The sequence below is a fragment of the Acinetobacter sp. YH16040_T genome, assembly GCF_024605785.1.
Classification (GTDB): Bacteria; Pseudomonadota; Gammaproteobacteria; order Pseudomonadales; family Moraxellaceae; genus Acinetobacter; species Acinetobacter amyesii.
Genome location: NZ_CP094541.1, coordinates 447,037 through 467,558 on the forward strand (window position 1 = coordinate 447,037; position 20,522 = coordinate 467,558).

Consider the following 20,522-nt stretch of genomic DNA (forward strand, 5'->3'; position numbering starts at 1 on the left):
AAATTTATACGTTAGCCAGAATTTATCAGGTTGGGTTCGAAAAATGAAAAAGTTCTTCGGTCAGCTGGTTGTAACGGGAGCGCTGTTTGCAACGCTCTCTGCCTGTCAAAGCTTTGACACGGCACGCATTAAAAATGTGAAAGAAACTGAAAGTACAAAAAATAATGCTCTGATTTACTGTGCAGGTACAGCGCATTGTGAATTTGAGCGTTTTGATCAAATACAGGTGGTTGATCCAAATAATCAACATGTAGAACGTGCTGCGATTAAAGCAGGCATTGTACGGTTGAATGGTCGTTCATTGTCTGAGCCTAATCCTTTGTATTTGTCCGTACCTTCAGGTCAGCATGAAGTCGTGATTCGCTATTATCCAATTTCTCAGGAAAAAGCAGAGCGCTTGCATGTCATTCACAACTTTAGGTCCAAACACGAGTACACCTTTAAAATGTACCGAGAGCGTTCAAAAAACAGAGGCAGTTTACTGGATAAATCTGCGCCTGATCCGCTCTGTGTAGACTTAAAGCAAGGTGCAAAAACAATTCGACGTTTCTGCCGACCCTACAATGTCCTCACAGGACTTGGTGAGTTTGTAGAAAAGAAACTTTAAATCTGACTGGTAATCAAGCCAGCGTATAAATGGAAAGACTCATGTCAAAACATATTTTGATTTTACCAGGTGATGGTATTGGTCCTGAAATCGTGAAAGCGGCTGAACAAGTGCTGACACGTGTAAACGAGAAATTCAACTTAGGTTTGACTTGGGAACAAGGTCTTTTAGGTGGTGCAGCGATCGATGCGCACGGTTCACCATATCCAGACGTAACAGCAGCACAAGCGAAGACTGCTGATGCGATTTTATTGGGTGCAGTGGGTGGTCCTAAGTGGGATACCATTGAGCGTTCAATTCGTCCAGAACGTGGCCTATTAAAAATTCGTTCAGAATTAAATTTATTTGCTAATTTACGTCCAGCCATTCTTTATCCGCAGCTTGCAGATGCGTCGAGCTTAAAACCTGAAATCGTAGCAGGTCTGGATATCTTGATCGTACGTGAGTTAACTGGCGGGATCTATTTCGGTCAACCACGTGGTATTCGTGAACTCGAAAACGGCGAAAAACAAGGTTTCAATACTGACGTATATGCTGAATCTGAAATCAAGCGTATTGCCAAAGTTGCTTTTGAAATGGCGAACTTACGTGGTGGTAAAGTGTGTTCAGTGGATAAAGCCAACGTGCTAGAAGTGACTGAGCTTTGGAAACAAACCGTAACTGCGTTAAAAGAAGAGCAGTATCCTGAAATTAACTTGTCTCATATGTACGTTGACAATGCTGCCATGCAATTGGTCCGTGCGCCAAAACAGTTTGATGTAATCGTGACAGGTAACTTGTTCGGCGATATCTTGTCTGATGAAGCGGCGATGTTAACCGGTTCTATCGGCATGCTGCCATCGGCTTCTTTAGATGAAAATGGTAAAGGTATGTATGAACCTTGCCACGGTTCAGCACCAGACATCGCAGGTCAAAACATTGCGAACCCATTAGCAACAATTCTGTCTGTTGCTATGATGCTACGTTATACCTTCCGTGAAGAAGCGGCGGCAAAAGCAATTGAAGATGCTGTAGGTAATGTCTTAGATCAAGGCTTACGTACAGGTGACATCATGTCAGAAGGCAGTACTCAAGTCGGTACTGTTGAAATGGGTCAAGCTGTAGTTTCTGCATTGAACTAATGGCGAATCAAAAAACGCAGCGTTTATGCTGCGTTTTTTTATGCCTACAAATTATCAATCCTAGAATTGATGCGCTAACAGGTGCGACCAGTTAATCGGACATCAGTTGCAATATTATGCTTTATGCGAAATTGAATAAGGCAGTTTAACTCAACCTCATAGCGTGTATTTCCACTGGGAATCGGCACAGCAGCGCCGCTGCCCATGCCCATCGCAGGATTTTCCGCCATCGGTAAAGGAATACTGATCGGGCGTGCGACACGATAACGAAGGTAGTCTGAACTGACCTCCACGGGAGAGGTTCTTTGATAGCCGAGTTTGCTGAGGTCGAGTTCTGCTTGAATCGTTTGGCTCGATTGACCAATAAATGAGGCTAAATAGCGTTCACGCTCAACGGAGGATATCGTTGATGTAGCCATACAATGCTTAGAACGCATCCCATGCTCAGTATCGGGCGAATAAAATGCTGATCTTCGTAAACCAGATGTTCTAAAATAAATTTCATGGGTCAGTTTCTCACGAAATAAATTCAGTTTAGTCAGATCGGTCTGTATAACACTGTAGTCATTTGATACACGGTCAGCTGAGCAAGATTAGCCTCTAGTATTCTCATGCAGGATCAACAAGCTCTGCCAACATAGTCAATGGATTCAACTATTTGATTGCGTAATTTGAACTCGATTTTACATTCCATATCGACAGTGACACCACCTTTAGACGGCGTTGGGATAGGGGCGCCCATGGCTATACTGGTGCCGATATTTGGTGTACCAATCGGGATTGGCATCGAGCGTAAAATGGTATAGCTAAGTTTTTCATTGCTTTGTACGGGTGCTCCCATCACTTTGTAACCCAATTGACTTAAATTGAGCTCTTTACGGACTTGATCAGCCGGCTGTCCAATATAGTGTTGTAGGGATTGATTGAGTTGCTTTTGGCCTGTCGTGGCGCAAGCAACACAAAAGATAGCACCGACTAATCCTAGATGTTTCATATGATTTTATGTCCTTATATTTTGAATTTTATAATCAAATTTTTTATGTTTTTAGACTGTAAAGGAAAGCAAATTTGCAGTCAATTTTTATCATCGCATTGAAATAAATACAAAAAAAAGCCACTTATAAAGTGGCTTTTTCGCTTCGCTAAAACTTAGCGCGCACGGTAAGTGATACGACCCTTAGTCAAATCATAAGGTGTCATTTCTACTTTAACACTGTCGCCAGTCAAAATACGGATATAGTGTTTACGCATTTTGCCAGAGATGTGAGCAATCACTTCATGACCGTTTTCTAAACGTACACGGAACATAGTATTAGGAAGCGTCTCGGTGACAACGCCTTCGAACTCGATGAGTTCCTCTTTATTGGCCATAGCCTACCTGAATGAATAAATTAGCAAGGCGCAAATTATAGTCAATTTTTTTTCAGAATACAAGCCGTAAAAGGCTTTGAACTGATCGACTGTCAGTAAAATAAGCGAACAATTCAGTTAAATATTTTCAACAAAAAATGTGTAGTAACAGTTGTCAGTTTGGTCAATCGCAGTTAATCTAAAATCAATCTTTTTAAGTATAAATGAAGTACATACAAGGAAGGTTCTGGAGTGGGTCAGCTAACTGATGCATCTGTTGTGTTGCGTTTAGGGTATCAAGCGATTCGTCGTGCCGGATTGCCAACAGAAGAAATTTTAACAAAAGCGGGTGTGGCATTAAATCAGGTTGAAACCAATGACCGTACCCCATTGAATGCACAATTTGCATTCTGGGTGGCTGCAGAAGAGGTCAGTAAGGATCCTGATATTGGTTTGCATCTGGGAGAGCATTTGCCTTTATATCGAGGCCAAGTGATTGAACACTTATTTATTTCATCTGAGAATTTTGGTGAAGGTTTAAAGCGGGCTTTGGCGTATCAACGCCTAATTAGCGATGCCTTTCATGCACAATTAGTGATTGAAGATGACCGCTGCTATTTGACCAATGGTCATCAGCCTTGGGCAGAAAATATCGTGAATCGTCATTTTTCTGAATGCGCGATGTCCGGTGTTTTGCGTTTCTTTAAGTTTATTACTGAAGGGCGTTTTCAGCCGATTTATATCGACTTTAACTTTAGTCAGGGCGCGCCAGATGATGAGTATTTCCGTGTTTATGAATGCCCTGTGAGCTTAGGGCAGAAAGAAACCCGATTGTATTTTGATCCGGCTATTTTAGAGTATCAATTGTGGCAGGCAGAACCTGAGTTATTACAATTGCATGAGCAGTTGGCGATTGAAAAACTTCAGGAGTTGGCGCGTTATGATTTGGTCGGTGAAGTTCGCCGTGCTATTGGTTCAACGCTTGAAAGCGGTGAAACCACACTCGAAACGGTCGCTGCGCAGCTCAACATTACTCCGCGTCGTCTACGGACTCAGTTGTCAGAAGCCAATACCAGTTTTCAGCAAATTTTGTCAGACTATCGCTGTCGTTTGGCTAAAAAATTATTAGCCAATACCAATGAAAGTGTGGAGCGCATTGTGTACTTAACGGGTTTTTCTGAGCCAAGTACGTTCTATCGCGCATTTAAACGCTGGACCAATGAAACGCCCGTGGAATACCGTAAGCGGAAGCAGCGTTAAGGTTGATCTTCGATAAAATCCTTCCCTAAACAGAATCCCCCTTTTTCAAAGGGGGATTTTCATCTTTAGAATCTGGCAATGGCGGAAATGAAACACCCTCTCTGTGAAAGTGAGGTTGGGAGGGATTGTTTATTCAGGCATATTTAGCCAATGTGGTCCTAACGGAACTTGAGGAAGTTCAAACTGAGCTGGATAGTCTGCATGGATAAAATATAGTCCATCGGGTGGTGCGGTGACACCTGCTGCTTTACGATCTTCAGCAGCAAAAATATCGTCAATATGGTCAACGTCATACATACCTTGCCCAATTTCCAACAAACAGCCCATGATGTTACGCACCATGTGATGTAAAAAACCATCGGCCTGAATATCTAGGACCAAGTAGCATCCGTGTTGGATCAGACGGCAATGGCTGACATGACGAACAGGCTGATTGGACTGACAGGCTGCGGCACGGAAGCTTTCGAAATTATGAGTACCTTCAAATTTGGCCGCGGCACGTTGCATTTTTAGCACATCTAATTTTGCATAAACATGGGTCACTTGCTTGTGCAGTAAAGCTGGTCGCTGTGGATTGTTATAGACCACATAGCGATAACGACGTGCTTGCGCTTTAAAGCGGGCATGGAAGTCCTGATCCATTTCCTTAATCCATTGGATGGAAATATCACGGGGTAATTGGCTATTGCTGCCCATTAACCATCCGCGAATGGGGCGAATCGCCTGAGTATCGAAATGTGCCACCATATTGGTTGCATGGACGCCGGCATCTGTTCGGCCAGCGCCATGCAACATGATCGGCTCATTGGCTACTTTACTGAGGACGGTTTCAATGGTTTCTTGCACGCTTGGTACGCCCGGTTGCTGAGTTTGCCAGCCCTTGTATTGCATGCCACAAAACTCAATCCCAATCGCAAAACGTTGCATAGTTACCTCAAATGACTTAATCGTTCCAATGCGCAGTCCAGTCTGCGGCACTGCCGTATTGTAAATACATTTTCAAACATTTGGCATAAAGATCTGCATGACCCAAACAATTGCTCAGTAATATTCCACTGTCTTTGACCCAGTCACTCACAGCATAGCGTTGATCTATACCGCCATGAACAACCTGTGTACTTAAAATAATTTTGCAATTTTTTTGTTGTATAGCCTTCAATACATTGAGTAATTCAGCATCAACGGCAATGTTGCCTGTACCAAAACCTTGCAAAATTAAAACATCTGGCGTGTGTGAAAGCAGAGCCACTAAATTTTGATTGTGTAGATCAGTTGCTATCGGTTGCCACATCCAATTCAGGCAATTGAAATGAGCTGCTTTGTCTAAATCATTGGCTTGAACAATATAAGGCGATGTCAGCATTGAAAGTGGCTGTGTGGCTGGCAGCCCATCAAAGGCTTTCAGATCGGTTGTATGTACTTTTAGTGCGGATTGAGCATGCATCAGTTGATGATGAAAGGCCAAATAAACCCCAACACTCGATTGATGTACCGATTCCAATGCAAAATTTAAATTGTCGATGGCATCGGTAAATTCACGGGTGTTGTCACCAGCCACATTAAACAGCGGATATTGGCTGCCTGTAAGCACGATATGAGCAGACTGTGCCATAAAGTGTGCAAGTACTGCGCTGGCATAGCTAAGCGTGTCTGTGCCATGAATAATTACGAAATGCTGAAATTGTTGTAATTGTAAACTTTGAATTTGTTGGATCAGTGCCAGCCAGTCGGGCGCAGTACAAGCACTACTGTCACGAATGACAGGTGCAACAAAACATTCAATGTTTAGGTGTAGTGGCAGCACATGCTGTAATTTAGGTAAAAACGCATTCGCTGGTATGGGGCTTAACGGTTCACCGATACAACCGAAGGTACCACCCATATAAATAAGAGCAATTTTTTTCATCATAAAAAAAGCAGCCTTGAAAGACTGCTTTAGTTTAAATCGCTTTTGCTTAAGATGCGATTTGATTCAGTAACTGATCTGCTTGTTGACGCTGAGCTGAAGAAAACTCAGCCTCTTTTTCAGTTAAAATTTCACGTGCAGCGTCATAAGCACCTAGTTTGATGTATTGCGCTGCCAATTCAAGATTCAATTCAATTTCATTGACTTCAACCAGTTCAGGGAAAGATTGAACCAATGGATCGTTTTGGTCTGTAGCAGATGGGGTTGACGGTGTGCCTAAACCGCTAATGTCAAAACTCACACCACTTGAAGCAGGTGCGGCAGTTTTTTCTTCAGGTGTAGACTCTAAGTTAAACTCTGTTGCAGGAGCGACAACGGCTTCTTCTGTTTTTGCTGTTTCAAAAGCACCTAAGTCAAAGTTTAAGGTTGGAGCTTCAACTTTGTTTTCTTCTACAACTGGTGTTTCTGTTGTAAATGAAAAATCTAAAGGCTCGATTTTTTCTTCTACAGTTTCTGTTTTAGTTTCAGCCGCAGCTTCAGTGCTTGGGGCAAAGTCCATTGCAAAATCAATTGGTTTGATTTCTTCAACGGCAGGAGATGGCTGAGCAATCTCTTCGGTTTTCAGTGTTGCTTCAAGTGCAGGTTCTGGTGAAATTGAAAGCGTATCAAATTCAAGCGGCTGTATTTTTTCAGCAGGCGCACTTTCAACTGGGGTAGAAATGTCTGCTTTTGCAGGCGTTTCAGTGGTGAAATTAAAATCTAGTGGTTTAATTTCGGCTGCTTTGGGCTCAACAGGTGCAGCAGTTGAACTTTGCATTAAAGCATCAAAATCAGAGGTATTTTGGGCTTTTGAGGGAGCCTCTTCAGTGATCGGTGATACAAAGTTAATGGCATCATCTTTCACATTTTGAGAATTTTCAAACTCTACTTTTTTTGCTTCAGCTTGTTCTAAAATTTCATCAAGTTCAAGTGAACGAATATGGCTCAGCAATTGGCTGATGGCAAATTCGTCTTTTTGTAAAATGTGAATATCTAATAGATATAGATACAACTCATGTTGTGAGTTGTCACGTTTTAATGATTGATTAATTTGCGCTTCAGCAGAAAAGAAATTACGTTCCGCAATTAATTTTTCAATTTTACCACGAGCATCGGTCGTTAACGGCGTCATTGATTTTTTTTCAATGACACTGCTTTCAACCACTTGAGTTTTCTTCGGAGTCGCTTTGGCCGAAACACCCGATTTCTTGGTTTTAGTGGATGTTGGTTTGGCTTTATCTGATTCTTGACCTTTTTGGCGTTTGTTTAAAAAAACCAATACGATCACTAAGATCACTAATGGAATCACATAAATCAGCATGTTTTAACCCCTTGGAGATAGAGCGATATACAGTTGCACTCATCCCTATAAAATCTTGATTGGTAACGTTTTAGTTTATTGGCTTCTTTTATCTGCTTGTTGAGCTTTCAACTGTTGTTGCAGTTGAGCAAGACGAGCATTTAATAATTGAATTCTGTGATCCTTTTGATTTAGCGCCAATTCTAATTGAGTTACGTTTCTCTGTAATTTAACGGTTTTTTCACGAGATGTCATAACTTTTAATGACAACTCTTTCGAAGTTTTATTCTTTTCTGCTGCACTGTTGGCAGAAGATTGTGCCGAATCTTGCGCTTTCTCTGCAACCAGACTCATTTCAGCTTGATTCAAACGGTATTTGGTTTTGCCTGACTGCTTCGAAGGCACTTTGGCAAGTTCTGCCGCAGAGACTTTTACAGGCTGTTTTGCTTGCTGCATACCATGCAGATTTAATGCCGCACCACGGCGCAGACGGTTTACGTCGCCCTGAATGAATGCATGTTCGTTGCTGTTTTTAATCTGTTGCATGACTTCAGAGACAGGGCGGTTTTGTTCTGTCGCGATACGTGAGGCAATCCCCCAAAGACTTTCATTCGAGCGAACCACATATTTTGCCGCTGGTGTTGCTGTTGATGCAGCTGCAGTACTTGTTGGTTTTGGTGTAGATGCTGTTGGAGCTGTCGTTGTTGGGTTTTCATGTTTTTGTGCTGCCTGCTCAGCAGCAAATTTTTGTGCCAATGGGTCTTGAGACTTTGCAGTTGATGCTGTTGCAGCTTGCATTTCTGAACTGACAGAGCCGGTCGAATTGGTTTTTGTAACTTGCGAAATTGATGTTTCAGCACCTGATGAAGTACTTCCGCTATGTTGCTCCGCAGGCGTAACACTATAATTTTGTACATGCGTGACAGGTTCAATCGCAACAGGCGTTGACGTTGCTAATTGTGCTAACTGTGGAGGTGCTTTGGTACTGAGTAATAAGGGTTGTTCTGCAGCTACGGGTGCTTTTGCGGTATACAGTGTGCTGACAGGTAAATTTAAGGCAATATCTTTTTCATTTACAATCACGACAGGTGCTAAAGCACGCTCATTGGCACGTGTTTGATTCGCATTCGACGGCGCTGGATTGCGTTTTAATGGTGTGCGAATTTGTTGCAGGCGTGAAGCATTCCCTTCTTTAATATTGACAATAAAATTAAGCTCAGCATCGGTTACTGGACGCGAAGAGGTAATGGTAATTACCCCGTTGCCTGCACCATCACGACGCGTAAAGAAGTTTAAATGTCCCGGTGGTTGATGCCCTGTACCCATACTCAACAAATCCTCTGCAGTGGCTAAACTTGCATTGAGCGGCACAGATGTGTTTGAGTGGCGAAAATGAATCTCGGCGTACAGCAATTCCCCGGGTGCTGACTGGACTTGTACAGGATCAATGCTGATCGCTTGAAGGTTTTGAGATGCAATAACGGCTAAAATGGCGATCTTTAATTTGTTATATACGGTCATCTTAATCTTTAGCTCGAATATATGTCGCATGGCGAAAATTATAGATTAGCGAGTTGTCAAAGAATTGTAAAATATTTACACGACAGTTACATAAAAAAGCCGATCAATTGTGATCGGCTTCCTGTTCATAGACTTAAAAATGCTTAAGCAGTTTTATAATCAATGAGAATTCTTAGCATACGGCGTAAAGGTTCAGCAGCACCCCAAAGCAATTGGTCACCCACAGTGAATGCGCCTAGGTATTCTTTACCCATGTTGAGCTTACGGAGACGACCAACTGGAACAGACAAGGTGCCGGTTACAGCAACAGGAGTCAGATCAGTCATTGAAGCTTCACGCGTATTTGGAACCACTTTAGACCAATCGTTGGCACTTGCGATAATATCTTCGATTTCATCCAGTGGAACATCTTTACGAAGTTTTAAAGTCAATGCTTGTGAGTGACAACGCATTGCACCAATACGGACACAGTGTCCATCGATTGGAACGATTTGCTGGTTGCCTAAGATCTTGTTGGTTTCAACTTGACCTTTCCATTCTTCTTTCGACTGACCGCTTTCAAGCTGTTTGTCGATATAAGGAATGAGAGAACCTGCTAAAGGCACACCGAAGTTCGCAGATGGGAAACCTTCACCGCGTTGTAGGGCTGCAATTTTAGAGTCGATATCTAAAATTGGTGAACGTGGGTCATCTAGCAAATCTTTGGTATTGTTGTACAAGTAGCCCATACCTGAAATCAGTTCACGCATGTTTTGCGCGCCTGCACCAGAAGCCGCTTGATACGTCATTGAGGTTGCCCATTCCACTAAATTATTTTGGAATAGACCACCTAAACCCATTAACATTAATGAAACGGTACAGTTACCGCCCACGAATGTTTTTGTGCCTTTCACTAAGCCGTCTTTGATTACGTTCATGTTTACTGGGTCAAGTACGATGATCGCTTCATCATCCATACGTAAAGTCGATGCAGCATCGATCCAGTAACCATTCCAGTTTTCAGCTTTAAGCTTAGGGAAAACTTCAGTCGTATAATCGCCACCTTGGCAGGTGATAATGACATCCATTTGCTTCAGACTATCAATGTCCGTTGCATCCATAAGTGCTGGGGCAGTCTTACCACCAAACACAGGGGCTTCACCACCTGCATTACTGGTAGAAAAGTAAAACGGTTCGAAATGAGCGAAATCGTTTTCTTCAACCATACGTTGCATAAGGACGGAACCAACCATCCCGCGCCAACCGACCAGACCTACTTTCATGTCACTTTGCCTCGGTGCGTTAAAAAAATAAAAAGGGGGTTCGAGTGTACCAAAAGGGCGCATAACTGCAAGCGCTACATAATGAAAACACCAATAATATTGTGCAATATATCTTGTTTATGTTACATGCAAAACTGATATAAATTTATGAATCAATAAAAAATAAAGAATATAAGGGAGGCGTAATGATTTGGATTGAAATACTGGCGGGCTTCGTCATTTGGTTGACATTTTGGTCACTCATACCACGAGATGAATGGTGGTTTCGTGGTGCAGATTTTCCGCGTCTGCAAATCTTGGCTTTGGGCATATTTGCCTTCATAGGCTTAATTTTATGGAATGCTGAATGGGACTTGGCGCGTGAAATCATTTTAATTGGGTTGATTGCTGCCTTGGCATATCAATTAAAAATGGTTTTGCCTTATACCTTTATTTGGAAAAAACAAGTCAAAAAAGTTCGATCAGACCAGTTAGATAAACAGAAACAAATTTCAATCATTGTCTCAAATGTACTTACGCCGAATACTCAATATCACTTATTATTGGCACAAATACAAAAGCATCAACCTGACTTAGTACTCACGCTAGAAACCGATCAAACTTGGCAAAATGAATTGGCAGTGATTGAAGCTGATTATCCTTATCGCGTACCCGTACCTTTGGATAATTTGTATGGGATGCATTTGTATAGCAAGTTAGAACTTAGTGAAACTGAAGTCAAATTTATTCTCAGTGATGAAATTCCTTCGATCCATACCCGAGTCACCTTAGCATCAGGAAATCAGGTTCAACTGTATTGTTTACATCCCAAACCACCAAGTCCAACAGAAGCCAAAGATTCAACTTTACGCGATGCAGAATTGCTGATTGTGGGCGATCAGATTAAAGATTTAGATGAAAGTTGCATCGTTATGGGGGACCTGAATGATGTGGCATGGTCACGTACTACACGACTCTTTCAACGAATCAGTGGGCTTTTAGACCCGCGTGTTGGACGTCATTTCGTAAATACCTTTCATGCCAATTATCCACTGCTGCGTTGGTCGCTCGACCATATTTTTCATAGTACAGATTTTGCATTGGTACATATGGAACGCTTGCCCAATATTGGTTCAGACCATTTTCCAGTCTATGTGGTGCTGCAAACAGGCAGGGTATTTGAGCAAATCCAAGAAGAATTAGAGCAAACAGATGAAGATGAACAAGAAGCGCAAGAGGCAATTCAGGAGGGTATAGAAAAAGCTGAGAAAGAGGAGAAGATTGTGACCGATGAAATCGCCCATGATTATAAGGATGGTACGAAGGCATCTTGATTTTGTTTGATTTAAGAGAAAAGTGTAAGAAATAGCTTACACAGCTTTCGGCTTCTGACGAATGGTCAGGTCAAGTGTATTGACTTATTCTTTGTTCATCGGCACATGGAACTGGGAACGGAACATCCCACTAAGGAAGACGAAGCCGATGGAAGCATCACGGAACGGATGCAGGAAAGGAAAGCCAATAAAAAATAAAAAGAATACTTGTGAAAGCACAACCTCATAGACCCGAGTTTTGCAGGATGCAGAACTCGGGTTTTGCTTTTGTGATATAGAATTTTTTGCTTTTCTTTTGATCAATTTCTTTATACAGTGTGCCAAGAAAAAAACGATGAATTTCCAATAAAAATATAGGTATGAGACGTTCTATGCTGTACGAATGGCACCAAAAAATATTGCAGATTACACACTTATCCACCGATGCACTTTCCATTTACCTTGGCTTAATACTGTTCTTTTTTGTGGCCTTTTGCCATCACCGCCAATTGAAATCACCTTATGCGATTTGGACGGTTGTGGTCGTCGCAATGGGATTGGAATTGTTTAATGCACGCCATGATATTTTAGATAGAGGCTTTTGGCGTATAGGGCAAAGTTTGAAACATATTCTAAATGTCATGTTGTTGCCGCTAATTCTTTGGTTGATGTCCCGATACCGTGTATGGAAGGGCTAAGTGGAAGCCCGAAATTGAAGGGCTAAATGGAAGGATTAAATCGCCAGTTAAAAAATCCTAATAGAAAAAAAGATATTGTGAAATTCACAATATCCTTTGTAGATGATGATCGAGTTGCCGAATTAAAAAGATTTCCAGAGCGTTATCCTGCACAGCAAAGATCTATGGCGTGTAGTCAATCAAGCTGAATGCTGAGAGACCACTTGCGTATACAACTCCAAAGTCTGATCACACATCTCTTTTAAACTAAACATGCTGATAGGCTGCACGTGTTGTGGTTGGTCTAAATGCAACTTTAAGGTGTCGAGTAATTGTGTTTCATCATCGACAGTGACTAAACCTTGCGGATAGACATTCGATAAAATTTCAGCTACGCCACCACGGTTCCAACCGATTACAGGTGTACCTACAGACAGTGCTTCAAGTACGGTCCGTCCAAAGGTTTCCGCTTGGCTCGACAAAGACAAAACCAAATCGCTAAAAGCTAACCATTCACGGATATCTGAACGATGACCGACAAAAGTAATCCGATCACTCAGCCCTTTAGCCGCAATACTGTCTTGCATTTCTTGTAAATAAGCCGCTTTTTTCGGATCTGCACCACCGACCACCACCGCATGTACGTCGGGATACTGTGTTTGTAGCTGTTCCATTAAATGGATCAGGGTTTCATGACCTTTCAAACGGGTGATACGGCCTGGTAAGCAAATCAGACGCTTATTTTCTAGTTCAGGGAAATCTTTTAGGGTTTGATTGAGCCACTGTGCTGAGGGTTGATAACCATGTGGAAAAGCAGCGGGGTCAATGCCACGATAAATACGCACAATGTCCTTGGTAGGACAGTTTTTGTAGTTGTCCGTGATGTATTTGACAACACTATCCGAGACCGCAATGACTTTTTCAGCCTGCGTCATGATTTGACTATAGCGATTAATCGAATAAAAACCATGTACAGTTGAAATCAGGTGAGGTCGCTTGTTTGCAGGAATCCCTTTGAGGGCAAAATGCGTGAGCCACGCAGGGACACGTGAGCGCACATGCACGATGTCTGGTTGATGTTGCTCAATCAGTTTACGTAGAGGACGAATTTGCCATAAGCTTGATAAGGCTTTTTTATGGATTGCGAGCGTGAGGTGAGTTGAACCTTCAGCTTCCAATTGAGTTACCATGCGGCCACCATTTGAAACCACTAAGGACTCATGACCGGCGGTCACTAAAGCACGAGCTATTTCTAAGGTTCCTCGCTCGACACCACCACTGTTCAATTCAGGTAAAAGCTGCATCACTTTCATAGCATTTCTCTTTTTTATGTGCTGAGTTGAACTCAATAGATTTTGTCATAGCCTTGTGGGCGGGTTTTAAAGCGGCGATGGAACCACATGTATTGTGTCGGTGCGATTCGCAGCTGATTTTCAATAATTTTATTGGTTCGAATAGCATCCGAAACTTCATCTTCACTCGGAAAATTGTCCAAAGCAGGTTCAATCAATACATGATATTGAGGGTTGCTGATGTCGCCGTCTCGATAAAAATACAACGGGATCGCCACGGCTTTAGCAATTTTTAATAAGCGACGATGTGCAGTAACAGTGGCTGCTGGAGTACCAAAAAATGGTGCCATGACCCCTTGTTTTAAACCAAAGTCTTGATCGGGACTGTACCAAATGGCATGGGCATTTTTCAGATTGCGAATCAAGCCACGCATATCATCATGGTCGATTTGGTTGGCATAGATGGTGGCACGGCAACGCACAATCAACATATCCAACAGCGGATTATTTTGCGGACGATAAACCACATCCGGCTCAAAGAACTGTGCGCATAAATAGCCACCAGCATCGAGCAGGGTAGAATGTGTGCCGAGGAGTAAAATACCTTTGCCTTCAGCTTGGGCATTTTGAATATGTTCTAAGCCTTCAATTTGCACCCGATTTTTGAACCACTGCGGGCTGTACCATGCATTTAAAGTTTCAAAAATACCAATCATTTGGTCGATAAAAACCTGTCGTGCATTGGCCTCAATCTGTTCTGCCGTCCATTCAGGAAAGCAAACTTCCAAGTTGCGAATCGTGGTTTTACGACGTGATTTGAGGTTGTTAAATGCGACAGAACCGAGGAATTGTCCAAGGCGATACTGAATTGCCCATGGAAGAATCGCCAAAATCATAAGAAATACAATCCCTATCCATATTCCCCAATACTGAGGAAGTAAGAAAGACCATTGGAATTTTCCGGGTTGATATGTTGGCTTTTGACTCATAGGGCTAAATCAAAGATTAAAAAATAGGGTTCAGTTTAGCATGAAGCTGAATTGAAAGAGAAAGTTCAACCTCATGCTGCATCAGACTTAACCTTTGACTAAACCGCCATCGACAATCAAATTCTGCCCGGTGACCGCACGTGAGTAAGGGGACAAGAACATCATGATGGCCGCAGCAAATTCTTCAGGCGTGGTCACTGTGCGTAAAGGTGTTGATGCCGCGATTAAATCAAACACGGCATCGGGCGTCGCTTTACTGGCATCGGTGCTTTGTAATAAGCCACCTGAAAGCATATTGACGTTAATCCCAAACTCACCCAGCTCATGCGCCGCTGTGCGAGTGAAGGCCAAAAGTGCCGCTTTTGCTGCAGTGTAGTCGTGGTAAGGCACGACAGGGTTTTGTACCAAGTTGGTGCCAATATTGACAATGCGACCAAAACCCTGTGCTTTCATCTTGGGAAGCGCCGCTTGCGTGGTGTTGAGTGCAGCGACGACTGCGCCATCAAACTGTTGCTGTAAGTGCTGTGCAGTCAGTTCTTCCATTTTAGGACGGGCATCGCCATTAAATTGAAAATGGATGAGGGCATTATTCACGACAGAGGTGATTGCGGTACCAAAATGTACTTCCGCCGCCGCAAAAAGCTGTTCTACTTGAGCTTTATCGGTGACATCTGCTTGATAGGCAAACACTTGCTGAGGAAATGCGGTCGCCAACTGTTCTGCTGCAGTTTGACTGGATAGATAGTTCACGACCACGCGTGCGCCTTCAGCAATTAACGTTTGGCTAATTGCCAAACCGAGGCCACGTGCGCCCCCTGTAACCAAGACAATTTGATCTGAAATTTGCATGCTCGTGACTCAATCTTATGTTGAACGTCACCATAGCAAGCTTTTCACATTAGCGGAATCGTCTTTACAAACGCTGTATGCTCCAATTTAAAACAGCGTCATTTAGGTTAGCCATCCAGTCGAGTCATATGACATAAAAAAAGCCGTATCGAAATACGGCTTTTTCTGTATGGAATCTTTGTGGACTTAGCCTTTAGCAAGTGTTTCTAGCTCATCTAGACGTTCCATTTTTTCCAGCATTTCGTCATCAATTTCAGCTAGACGCTGTGATGCTTTGGTCGCAGCATTAGCGTCAGTCATAAACCAAGAACCGTCAGCTAATTTTTCAGACAATTCAGCTTGCTCTTGTTCCAATGCTTCAATTTCAGTCGGCAGTTGTTCTAGGGCACGTTGGTCTTTATAGCTGAGCTTGACTTTTTTAGGCACCGCAGCGGCAGCCGCTGCTTCGGCTTTAGCCATGGCTTTTTTCACATCGCTTTTTTGATCCACGACAGTTTGGTCAGGACGCTGTTCCAAATAGTCTTGGTAACCGCCGATGTATTCATCGATTTTACCTTTACCATCAAATACCCAAGTCGACGTCACCACGTTGTCCATAAAGGCACGGTCATGCGAAATCAGTAACAGTGTGCCTTTGTAAGCGCTGAGCATTTCTTCCAACAGTTCAAGAGTTACCATATCCAAGTCGTTGGTCGGTTCGTCCATCACGATAAGGTTCGATGGTTTCAGTAGCAGTTTCGCCAACAGAATACGGTTACGCTCACCCCCAGACAGTGCTTTAACTGGTGTACGTGCGCGTTCTGGAGAGAATAAAAAGTCTTGTAAATAACTGTAGATGTGACGACGGCTACCATTGACATCGACATGGTCTGAGCCTTCAGAAACGTTATCTTTCACTGATTTTTCAAGATCAAGTGCATTTCGAAGCTGATCAAAGTAAGCAACTTCAAGCTGTGTACCTGTTTTTACTGTACCAGTATGTTCTTGCTCACCCAAAATAGCTTTGATAAGAGTGGTTTTACCCACACCGTTGTCACCGACTAAGCCGATACGGTCACCACGTAATACCAGTGCCGAGAAATCTTTGATGATTGGCGCGCTGTTGCCAAATTGCACAGCTAAGTTTTCAATTTCAAAGACCACTTTACCTGAGCGCTGCGCATCTTGCGTTGCCATGCTCACTTTGCCTTGTTGTGAACGGCGCGCTTTAGACTCTTCACGCAATGCTTTTAAGGCACGAACACGACCTTCGTTACGGGTACGACGCGCTTTAATGCCCTGACGAATCCATACTTCTTCTTCAGCGAGTTTTTTATCGAATAGCGCATTTTGCTTTTCTTCCGCTTCCATTTGCTGAGCTTTGAGTTCGAGGTAACGTGAATAGTTACCTTCATAGCTACGCAAAATGCCGCGGTCAAGTTCCACAATACGGGTTGCGATGCTGTCGACAAATGAACGGTCATGCGAAATAAACAACAGGGTTAAGTTGTTTTGATCAAGCAGGAATTTTTCGAGCCATTCAATACTTTCAACGTCCAAATGGTTGGTCGGTTCGTCGAGTAGTAATACGTCGGGCTGCGTCAAGAGAGCACGTGCCAATAAAACACGACGCTTACGACCACCAGACAAATCTGCAAGGTCAGCTTCTGGGTCTAGGCCCATTTTACTGAGGATGGCATTCACTTTAGTTTCAAGTGACCAGCCATCCATTTGATCCATCTGATGTTGTAGGTTACCCATGCGCTCACAGGCGTCCATATCACCGAGTACGCAGGCTTCGCTGGCTTCATGATAAGCACGCAGTACAGTAGCGGCTTCACCTGCACCATCGGCAACAATATCAGCAACTTTGCCCGAATCCATGGGCACATCTTGAGCAAGCATTGAAATCGTAATGCCATTTTGCAATGAAACTTCACCCCCGTCTGGCAATAAAGTTCCCTCAATCAGTTTAAGTAAAGTAGACTTACCTTCACCATTACGACCGATTAGACACACTCGCTCGCCACGTTCTAAACTGAAGTTCGCGCCGTCGAGTAGGGAAGGTCCGCCAAATGCAAGCTGGACGTCCCTTAAAGTAATATAGGCCATAATGTTTCCTGAAATCTTATATGAGGAGTGTAAATTGACTACACAACAAAATCTTGATGAACAGGCGTCATTTTCCGCACCCATTGAAGATTTGCAAGTCCGAATTGCATTTTTAGATGATTTAGTTGACCAACTGAATGATCAAGTTGCGCGTCAAAACGCCGAAATCGCTGATTTAAAGAAACAAATGCAGATGTTGTATCGTCGTATTGAATCGGCAGATTTATCTGAAGGCATCGCGGCATTTGACCCGATGACCAACCGCCCACCGCATTATTAATGTCACTATTGAATGACAGGCAGATGACGAATCAGCGCCAAAGCTGTGGATTGGTGTAAATTTATTTGACCTTTTGCAGCGTGACAGGTCTAATGCACCGCATCTGCTGATCGAAACCCATTATTTCATCTCATGAGTCAAAAAGTTGTCCTGCTAGATTTGGAAAATAACCCGCCCACAGCAAATCTATTGCGCAATATCATTGAACATTACAGTACTTTGTATGTGTTTAGCTGCAGCGGAAAATTTGAATATGCACTTGAAGATTTGACTGAAATTGCAGGGTGGATCGCGAGTGGTCAATTGGTGGTTTTGGATATTCCAGAAACGCCGCAAAAAGAATTTGAATATGCGGTGATTGTGGGGCAACTGATGGCCTTGATGGATCCAGATGCGCATATTGAAGTCATTTCAGCAATGCCTGATATTGCATTACTGATGGAACAATTGGATGGCTCTGGACTCAGTGCACATCTCATTCAAATTCAGTCAGAACAAGAAGTTTCACATAAAGTGAAGTATAAGATTCCTGACCTAGAAACCATTCGGAATAAACCTGATTTATTACTGATTAAACACTATTGTGATGGTCTGGAAAAACTCAGTGGCAAGCCCAACAGTTTGGATAAACTGAAAAACTCGCTGATGAATATTTTGCAAGTCTCTAGCGAAAAAGCTCAGCATTTGGTCGGTATGTTGATCAATCTAAAAATCGTCAAACGCTTTGATGAGCAAATTTCGATTCGAAAAAAAGTACTCAAACAATGGGTACAGCTAGATTTAAATACGACTGCTGAAACAGCATTGCCGATAAAAACAGACCTGAATGCATTTACTGCTTCACTCGAAGAACAAACCTCAAATACTGATGATACGGCGTCGATGATTCAGGCTGCACAGCAAGGCTTATTTAAAAATTTCAATAAAATTGACCCGGTGCAAATGGAAGTGATCCGAAAATTGCATGAATTAAAATCAGATAAACCAAAAGATATCTACGCCTTACGTGATTTATTGGAGCAAATGTTCCCGCAATCTGACGTTCGATTATTACTTAAAGAGTTGATCGAAAAAGGATATATCTATTGGAATGGTCACGAAGTGCTATATAGCCACGAGATGTTCCTGAATTAATATAAAATAATTAAATGGGTGAGCTATGAAAAAAATATTATTACTTGATATTGAAAATTTGCATAAAACTGAAAATGAGTTGCTAACTTATTTAAAGCAATACTCATCTATTTATTTAGTTTACGCCAAGTCTCCAATAAGTTTTAGCTTGGATGGTTTGGTTAAGCTCTCTCCATTTATTATGAATGGCAAACTAAAAGTATTAAAAATGCCAAAGATTGGGAAGGATGCAGCTGATTTTGGACTAACATTTATTGCAGGCCAACTTTCTACACAAGTTTCGGCTAAGGAATTTAGTTTTGATGTTATGTCTAATGATCATTCCATGGGGTATGTTGTTGATTTATTAAAAATAGCTAAATTTGAAGCTAAAATTATTCATGAAAAGCCGCTAGTTTCTGCTCATGTAATTAACGAAGTGAAAGCTGAGCAAAATGTGGGTGAGCTAATTTTTCAATATTGTGAATATTTAACAAAAAATGCAGCTAGACCTGCAAAGTTAGAAAGTTTATTAAACTCACTTAAAGCTATACTTAAAGTGAGTGATGATGTTGCCAAGGTTTTAGTTGAGTTATTAAAAAAACACAAAATTATCCGCTTGGATAATAGTAAAATATATTATCAAGATCCAAGTTTGCAGAAGTTTTTGAAATCAAATAAACAAACTGCTGAAACTGCTGAAACTGCTGAAACTGCTGAAACTGCTGAAACTGCTGAAACTGCTGAAACTGCTGAAACTGCTGAAACTGCTGAAACTGCTGAAACTGCTGAAACTATTGAGCAAAAATTGATTGAGATAAGAAATAAATTACTCGCTCATATGGATGTAAATAACCATACTCCTCCTAAATCTTTAAGTGGTTTTACTAGTATTTTAAAGAGATGTTTGCCTGAAGATGATGTTATTAACTCATTAGAATTATTGAGGAAATATAGATTGATAGAGGTTAATAGTAAACGGCAAGTTAGTTATAACCCGATATTGCTAACTAATATTATTCATTAAGCATGCTTGCGTTTTATATTGCGCTTATGCAACTCTAATAAAGGAATATAAAGGTTGTGCTATGGAAAATACTGGAATCTGGGTTACCGTTTTTATTGTGGTCTTTGTACTTGGGTCGATTTTTGGACTTCGAGTAAATCCTAGAGAAAAAGCCTTGGGCATTATGCGCGAGAAGGCGCGTAAGATGGGGCTGCACCCACGTTTAGTGGCTGCACCTGCTTGGACCAAGATTCCAATGGCATCTGAAAAGCGTGCCAGTATGGTGGCGTATTACAGTGTGCTGATTCCAGATGCGCGTTTGCCTTTAATGCGTGCTTTAGTGGTCGATGACAAACTTGAACTGGTGCATGGTGATGACAAGTTCAAGGATTTAGCCATTACATTAAAGGGCATTTATGCTATTGATATGCAGGCAAACTGTGTAGGACTCTATTGGAACGAAGAATCTGACTTAAGAGCCACACAGCTTGATGATATGAAAGCATTTTTACATTCATTGGCTGAACTTTAAATTTTAAAAAACCTATTAAACAGGAATGATGGTTA

General features: G+C 42.1%; 22 protein-coding genes. 10 read left to right on the forward strand and 12 right to left on the reverse strand.

The features are described from left to right. Nucleotides 1-43 precede the first annotated feature (43 nt). Together MST16_RS02140 and leuB are read left to right on the forward strand one after the other, a co-directional pair. The gene (locus MST16_RS02140; RefSeq protein WP_180010170.1) at nt 44-607 is read left to right on the forward strand and encodes a hypothetical protein; all 564 of its coding nucleotides are present in this window, start codon (nt 44-46) and stop codon (nt 605-607) included. A gap of 41 nt (nt 608-648) precedes the next feature. Then, a complete protein-coding gene (gene leuB / locus MST16_RS02145; RefSeq protein WP_078189719.1) occupies nt 649-1,728 on the forward strand; it encodes a 3-isopropylmalate dehydrogenase in 1,080 nt (359 codons plus the stop codon). 74 nt (nt 1,729-1,802) lie between these two features. Here leuB and MST16_RS02150 read toward each other — a convergent pair whose 3' ends face one another. From MST16_RS02150 to infA, 3 genes are all read right to left on the reverse strand, one after another. Then, entirely contained in the window at nt 1,803-2,165 is a 363-nt protein-coding gene (locus tag MST16_RS02150) for a hypothetical protein (protein ID WP_180010171.1), read from the reverse strand. A gap of 182 nt (nt 2,166-2,347) precedes the next feature. Next, nucleotides 2,348-2,722: a hypothetical protein gene (locus tag MST16_RS02155; protein WP_078189718.1), complete on the reverse strand. Its 375-nt coding sequence runs from the start codon at nt 2,720-2,722 to the stop codon at nt 2,348-2,350. Nucleotides 2,723-2,877: 155 nt separating this feature from the next. Then, on the reverse strand, nt 2,878-3,099 hold the full coding sequence (infA, locus tag MST16_RS02160) for a translation initiation factor IF-1 (protein ID WP_001284370.1): 222 nt from the start codon (nt 3,097-3,099) through the stop codon (nt 2,878-2,880). A gap of 231 nt (nt 3,100-3,330) precedes the next feature. Here infA and MST16_RS02165 point away from each other — a divergent pair, with 231 nt between their 5' ends. Further along, nucleotides 3,331-4,338, forward strand: coding sequence for an AraC family transcriptional regulator (locus tag MST16_RS02165; RefSeq protein ID WP_078189717.1), 1,008 nt, complete (start codon nt 3,331-3,333; stop codon nt 4,336-4,338). A gap of 129 nt (nt 4,339-4,467) precedes the next feature. Here MST16_RS02165 and truA read toward each other — a convergent pair whose 3' ends face one another. From truA to asd, 5 genes are all read right to left on the reverse strand, one after another. Next, nucleotides 4,468-5,265 carry a tRNA pseudouridine(38-40) synthase TruA gene (gene truA / locus MST16_RS02170; protein ID WP_078189716.1) on the reverse strand — a complete coding sequence of 266 codons (798 nt, stop codon included), beginning with the start codon at nt 5,263-5,265 and terminating at the stop codon, nt 4,468-4,470. Nucleotides 5,266-5,281: 16 nt separating this feature from the next. Continuing rightward, the gene (locus tag MST16_RS02175; protein ID WP_180010226.1) at nt 5,282-6,244 is read right to left on the reverse strand and encodes an asparaginase domain-containing protein; all 963 of its coding nucleotides are present in this window, start codon (nt 6,242-6,244) and stop codon (nt 5,282-5,284) included. 49 nt (nt 6,245-6,293) lie between these two features. Next, nucleotides 6,294-7,604, reverse strand: a complete 1,311-nt coding sequence (locus tag MST16_RS02180) for a fimbrial protein FimV (RefSeq protein WP_180010172.1) — start codon at nt 7,602-7,604, stop codon at nt 6,294-6,296. Nucleotides 7,605-7,679: 75 nt separating this feature from the next. Continuing rightward, the gene (locus MST16_RS02185) at nt 7,680-9,104 is read right to left on the reverse strand and encodes a hypothetical protein (protein WP_180010173.1); all 1,425 of its coding nucleotides are present in this window, start codon (nt 9,102-9,104) and stop codon (nt 7,680-7,682) included. Nucleotides 9,105-9,247: 143 nt separating this feature from the next. Continuing rightward, complete coding sequence (gene asd, locus MST16_RS02190) at nt 9,248-10,366, reverse strand: aspartate-semialdehyde dehydrogenase (RefSeq protein ID WP_180010174.1); 1,119 nt, start codon at nt 10,364-10,366, stop codon at nt 9,248-9,250. Between the two features lie 185 nt (nt 10,367-10,551). On the opposite strand from asd, the gene MST16_RS02195 reads away from it, so the two are divergent. The 3 genes from MST16_RS02195 to MST16_RS02205 all read left to right on the forward strand — a co-directional run bounded on the left by MST16_RS02195 (nt 10,552) and on the right by MST16_RS02205 (nt 12,544). Next, the gene (locus MST16_RS02195; protein ID WP_180010175.1) at nt 10,552-11,679 is read left to right on the forward strand and encodes an endonuclease/exonuclease/phosphatase family protein; all 1,128 of its coding nucleotides are present in this window, start codon (nt 10,552-10,554) and stop codon (nt 11,677-11,679) included. A 371-nt stretch (nt 11,680-12,050) separates the two neighbouring features. After that, nucleotides 12,051-12,356: a hypothetical protein gene (locus MST16_RS02200; protein ID WP_257224589.1), complete on the forward strand. Its 306-nt coding sequence runs from the start codon at nt 12,051-12,053 to the stop codon at nt 12,354-12,356. Between the two features lie 26 nt (nt 12,357-12,382). Beyond that, nucleotides 12,383-12,544 carry a hypothetical protein gene (locus MST16_RS02205; RefSeq protein ID WP_180010177.1) on the forward strand — a complete coding sequence of 54 codons (162 nt, stop codon included), beginning with the start codon at nt 12,383-12,385 and terminating at the stop codon, nt 12,542-12,544. On the opposite strand, the gene MST16_RS02210 is transcribed toward MST16_RS02205, so the two are convergent. The 4 genes from MST16_RS02210 to MST16_RS02225 form a co-directional block, all read right to left on the reverse strand. Continuing rightward, the gene (locus tag MST16_RS02210; protein ID WP_180010178.1) at nt 12,536-13,648 is read right to left on the reverse strand and encodes a glycosyltransferase family 4 protein; all 1,113 of its coding nucleotides are present in this window, start codon (nt 13,646-13,648) and stop codon (nt 12,536-12,538) included. The two genes, MST16_RS02205 and MST16_RS02210, sit on opposite strands and share 9 nt — an antisense overlap. Before the next feature lie 32 nt (nt 13,649-13,680). Next, nucleotides 13,681-14,616 (reverse strand): LpxL/LpxP family Kdo(2)-lipid IV(A) lauroyl/palmitoleoyl acyltransferase, encoded by a 936-nt coding sequence (gene lpxL, locus MST16_RS02215; RefSeq protein ID WP_180010179.1) that lies wholly within the window; start codon nt 14,614-14,616, stop codon nt 13,681-13,683. 87 nt (nt 14,617-14,703) lie between these two features. Then, nucleotides 14,704-15,465 carry a 3-oxoacyl-ACP reductase gene (locus MST16_RS02220; protein ID WP_180007158.1) on the reverse strand — a complete coding sequence of 254 codons (762 nt, stop codon included), beginning with the start codon at nt 15,463-15,465 and terminating at the stop codon, nt 14,704-14,706. Between the two features lie 186 nt (nt 15,466-15,651). Further along, on the reverse strand, nt 15,652-17,556 hold the full coding sequence (locus tag MST16_RS02225) for an ATP-binding cassette domain-containing protein (RefSeq protein WP_180010180.1): 1,905 nt from the start codon (nt 17,554-17,556) through the stop codon (nt 15,652-15,654). Between the two features lie 34 nt (nt 17,557-17,590). On the opposite strand from MST16_RS02225, the gene MST16_RS02230 reads away from it, so the two are divergent. From MST16_RS02230 to MST16_RS02245, 4 genes are all read left to right on the forward strand, one after another. Continuing rightward, nucleotides 17,591-17,836 (forward strand): SlyX family protein, encoded by a 246-nt coding sequence (locus MST16_RS02230; RefSeq protein ID WP_078189840.1) that lies wholly within the window; start codon nt 17,591-17,593, stop codon nt 17,834-17,836. Between the two features lie 132 nt (nt 17,837-17,968). After that, nucleotides 17,969-18,970, forward strand: coding sequence for a hypothetical protein (locus MST16_RS02235; RefSeq protein WP_180010181.1), 1,002 nt, complete (start codon nt 17,969-17,971; stop codon nt 18,968-18,970). 25 nt (nt 18,971-18,995) lie between these two features. Then, nucleotides 18,996-19,976, forward strand: a complete 981-nt coding sequence (locus tag MST16_RS02240) for a PIN domain-containing protein (protein WP_180062921.1) — start codon at nt 18,996-18,998, stop codon at nt 19,974-19,976. Between the two features lie 61 nt (nt 19,977-20,037). Next, nucleotides 20,038-20,487 (forward strand): hypothetical protein, encoded by a 450-nt coding sequence (locus tag MST16_RS02245; RefSeq protein WP_078189705.1) that lies wholly within the window; start codon nt 20,038-20,040, stop codon nt 20,485-20,487. Nucleotides 20,488-20,522 lie beyond the last annotated feature (35 nt).

Bases quoted from the DNA above. Each gene is read 5' to 3' on its own strand.
- MST16_RS02210 (WP_180010178.1), bottom strand. From the start codon at position 13,648: ATGAAAGTGATGCAGCTTTTACCTGAATTGAACAGTGGTGGTGTCGAG.
- MST16_RS02155 (WP_078189718.1), bottom strand. From the start codon at position 2,722: ATGAAACATCTAGGATTAGTCGGTGCTATCTTTTGTGTTGCTTGCGCC.
- leuB (WP_078189719.1), top strand. From the start codon at position 649: ATGTCAAAACATATTTTGATTTTACCAGGTGATGGTATTGGTCCTGAA.
- MST16_RS02150 (WP_180010171.1), bottom strand. From the start codon at position 2,165: ATGCGTTCTAAGCATTGTATGGCTACATCAACGATATCCTCCGTTGAG.
- MST16_RS02240 (WP_180062921.1), top strand. From the start codon at position 18,996: ATGAAAAAAATATTATTACTTGATATTGAAAATTTGCATAAAACTGAA.
- truA (WP_078189716.1), bottom strand. From the start codon at position 5,265: ATGCAACGTTTTGCGATTGGGATTGAGTTTTGTGGCATGCAATACAAG.
- infA (WP_001284370.1), bottom strand. From the start codon at position 3,099: ATGGCCAATAAAGAGGAACTCATCGAGTTCGAAGGCGTTGTCACCGAG.
- MST16_RS02220 (WP_180007158.1), bottom strand. From the start codon at position 15,465: ATGCAAATTTCAGATCAAATTGTCTTGGTTACAGGGGGCGCACGTGGC.
- MST16_RS02180 (WP_180010172.1), bottom strand. From the start codon at position 7,604: ATGCTGATTTATGTGATTCCATTAGTGATCTTAGTGATCGTATTGGTT.
- MST16_RS02195 (WP_180010175.1), top strand. From the start codon at position 10,552: ATGATTTGGATTGAAATACTGGCGGGCTTCGTCATTTGGTTGACATTT.
- MST16_RS02185 (WP_180010173.1), bottom strand. From the start codon at position 9,104: ATGACCGTATATAACAAATTAAAGATCGCCATTTTAGCCGTTATTGCA.
- MST16_RS02235 (WP_180010181.1), top strand. From the start codon at position 17,969: ATGAGTCAAAAAGTTGTCCTGCTAGATTTGGAAAATAACCCGCCCACA.
- MST16_RS02245 (WP_078189705.1), top strand. From the start codon at position 20,038: ATGGAAAATACTGGAATCTGGGTTACCGTTTTTATTGTGGTCTTTGTA.
- lpxL (WP_180010179.1), bottom strand. From the start codon at position 14,616: ATGAGTCAAAAGCCAACATATCAACCCGGAAAATTCCAATGGTCTTTC.
- MST16_RS02140 (WP_180010170.1), top strand. From the start codon at position 44: ATGAAAAAGTTCTTCGGTCAGCTGGTTGTAACGGGAGCGCTGTTTGCA.
- MST16_RS02200 (WP_257224589.1), top strand. From the start codon at position 12,051: ATGCTGTACGAATGGCACCAAAAAATATTGCAGATTACACACTTATCC.
- MST16_RS02175 (WP_180010226.1), bottom strand. From the start codon at position 6,244: ATGAAAAAAATTGCTCTTATTTATATGGGTGGTACCTTCGGTTGTATC.
- MST16_RS02225 (WP_180010180.1), bottom strand. From the start codon at position 17,556: ATGGCCTATATTACTTTAAGGGACGTCCAGCTTGCATTTGGCGGACCT.
- asd (WP_180010174.1), bottom strand. From the start codon at position 10,366: ATGAAAGTAGGTCTGGTCGGTTGGCGCGGGATGGTTGGTTCCGTCCTT.
- MST16_RS02205 (WP_180010177.1), top strand. From the start codon at position 12,383: ATGGAAGGATTAAATCGCCAGTTAAAAAATCCTAATAGAAAAAAAGAT.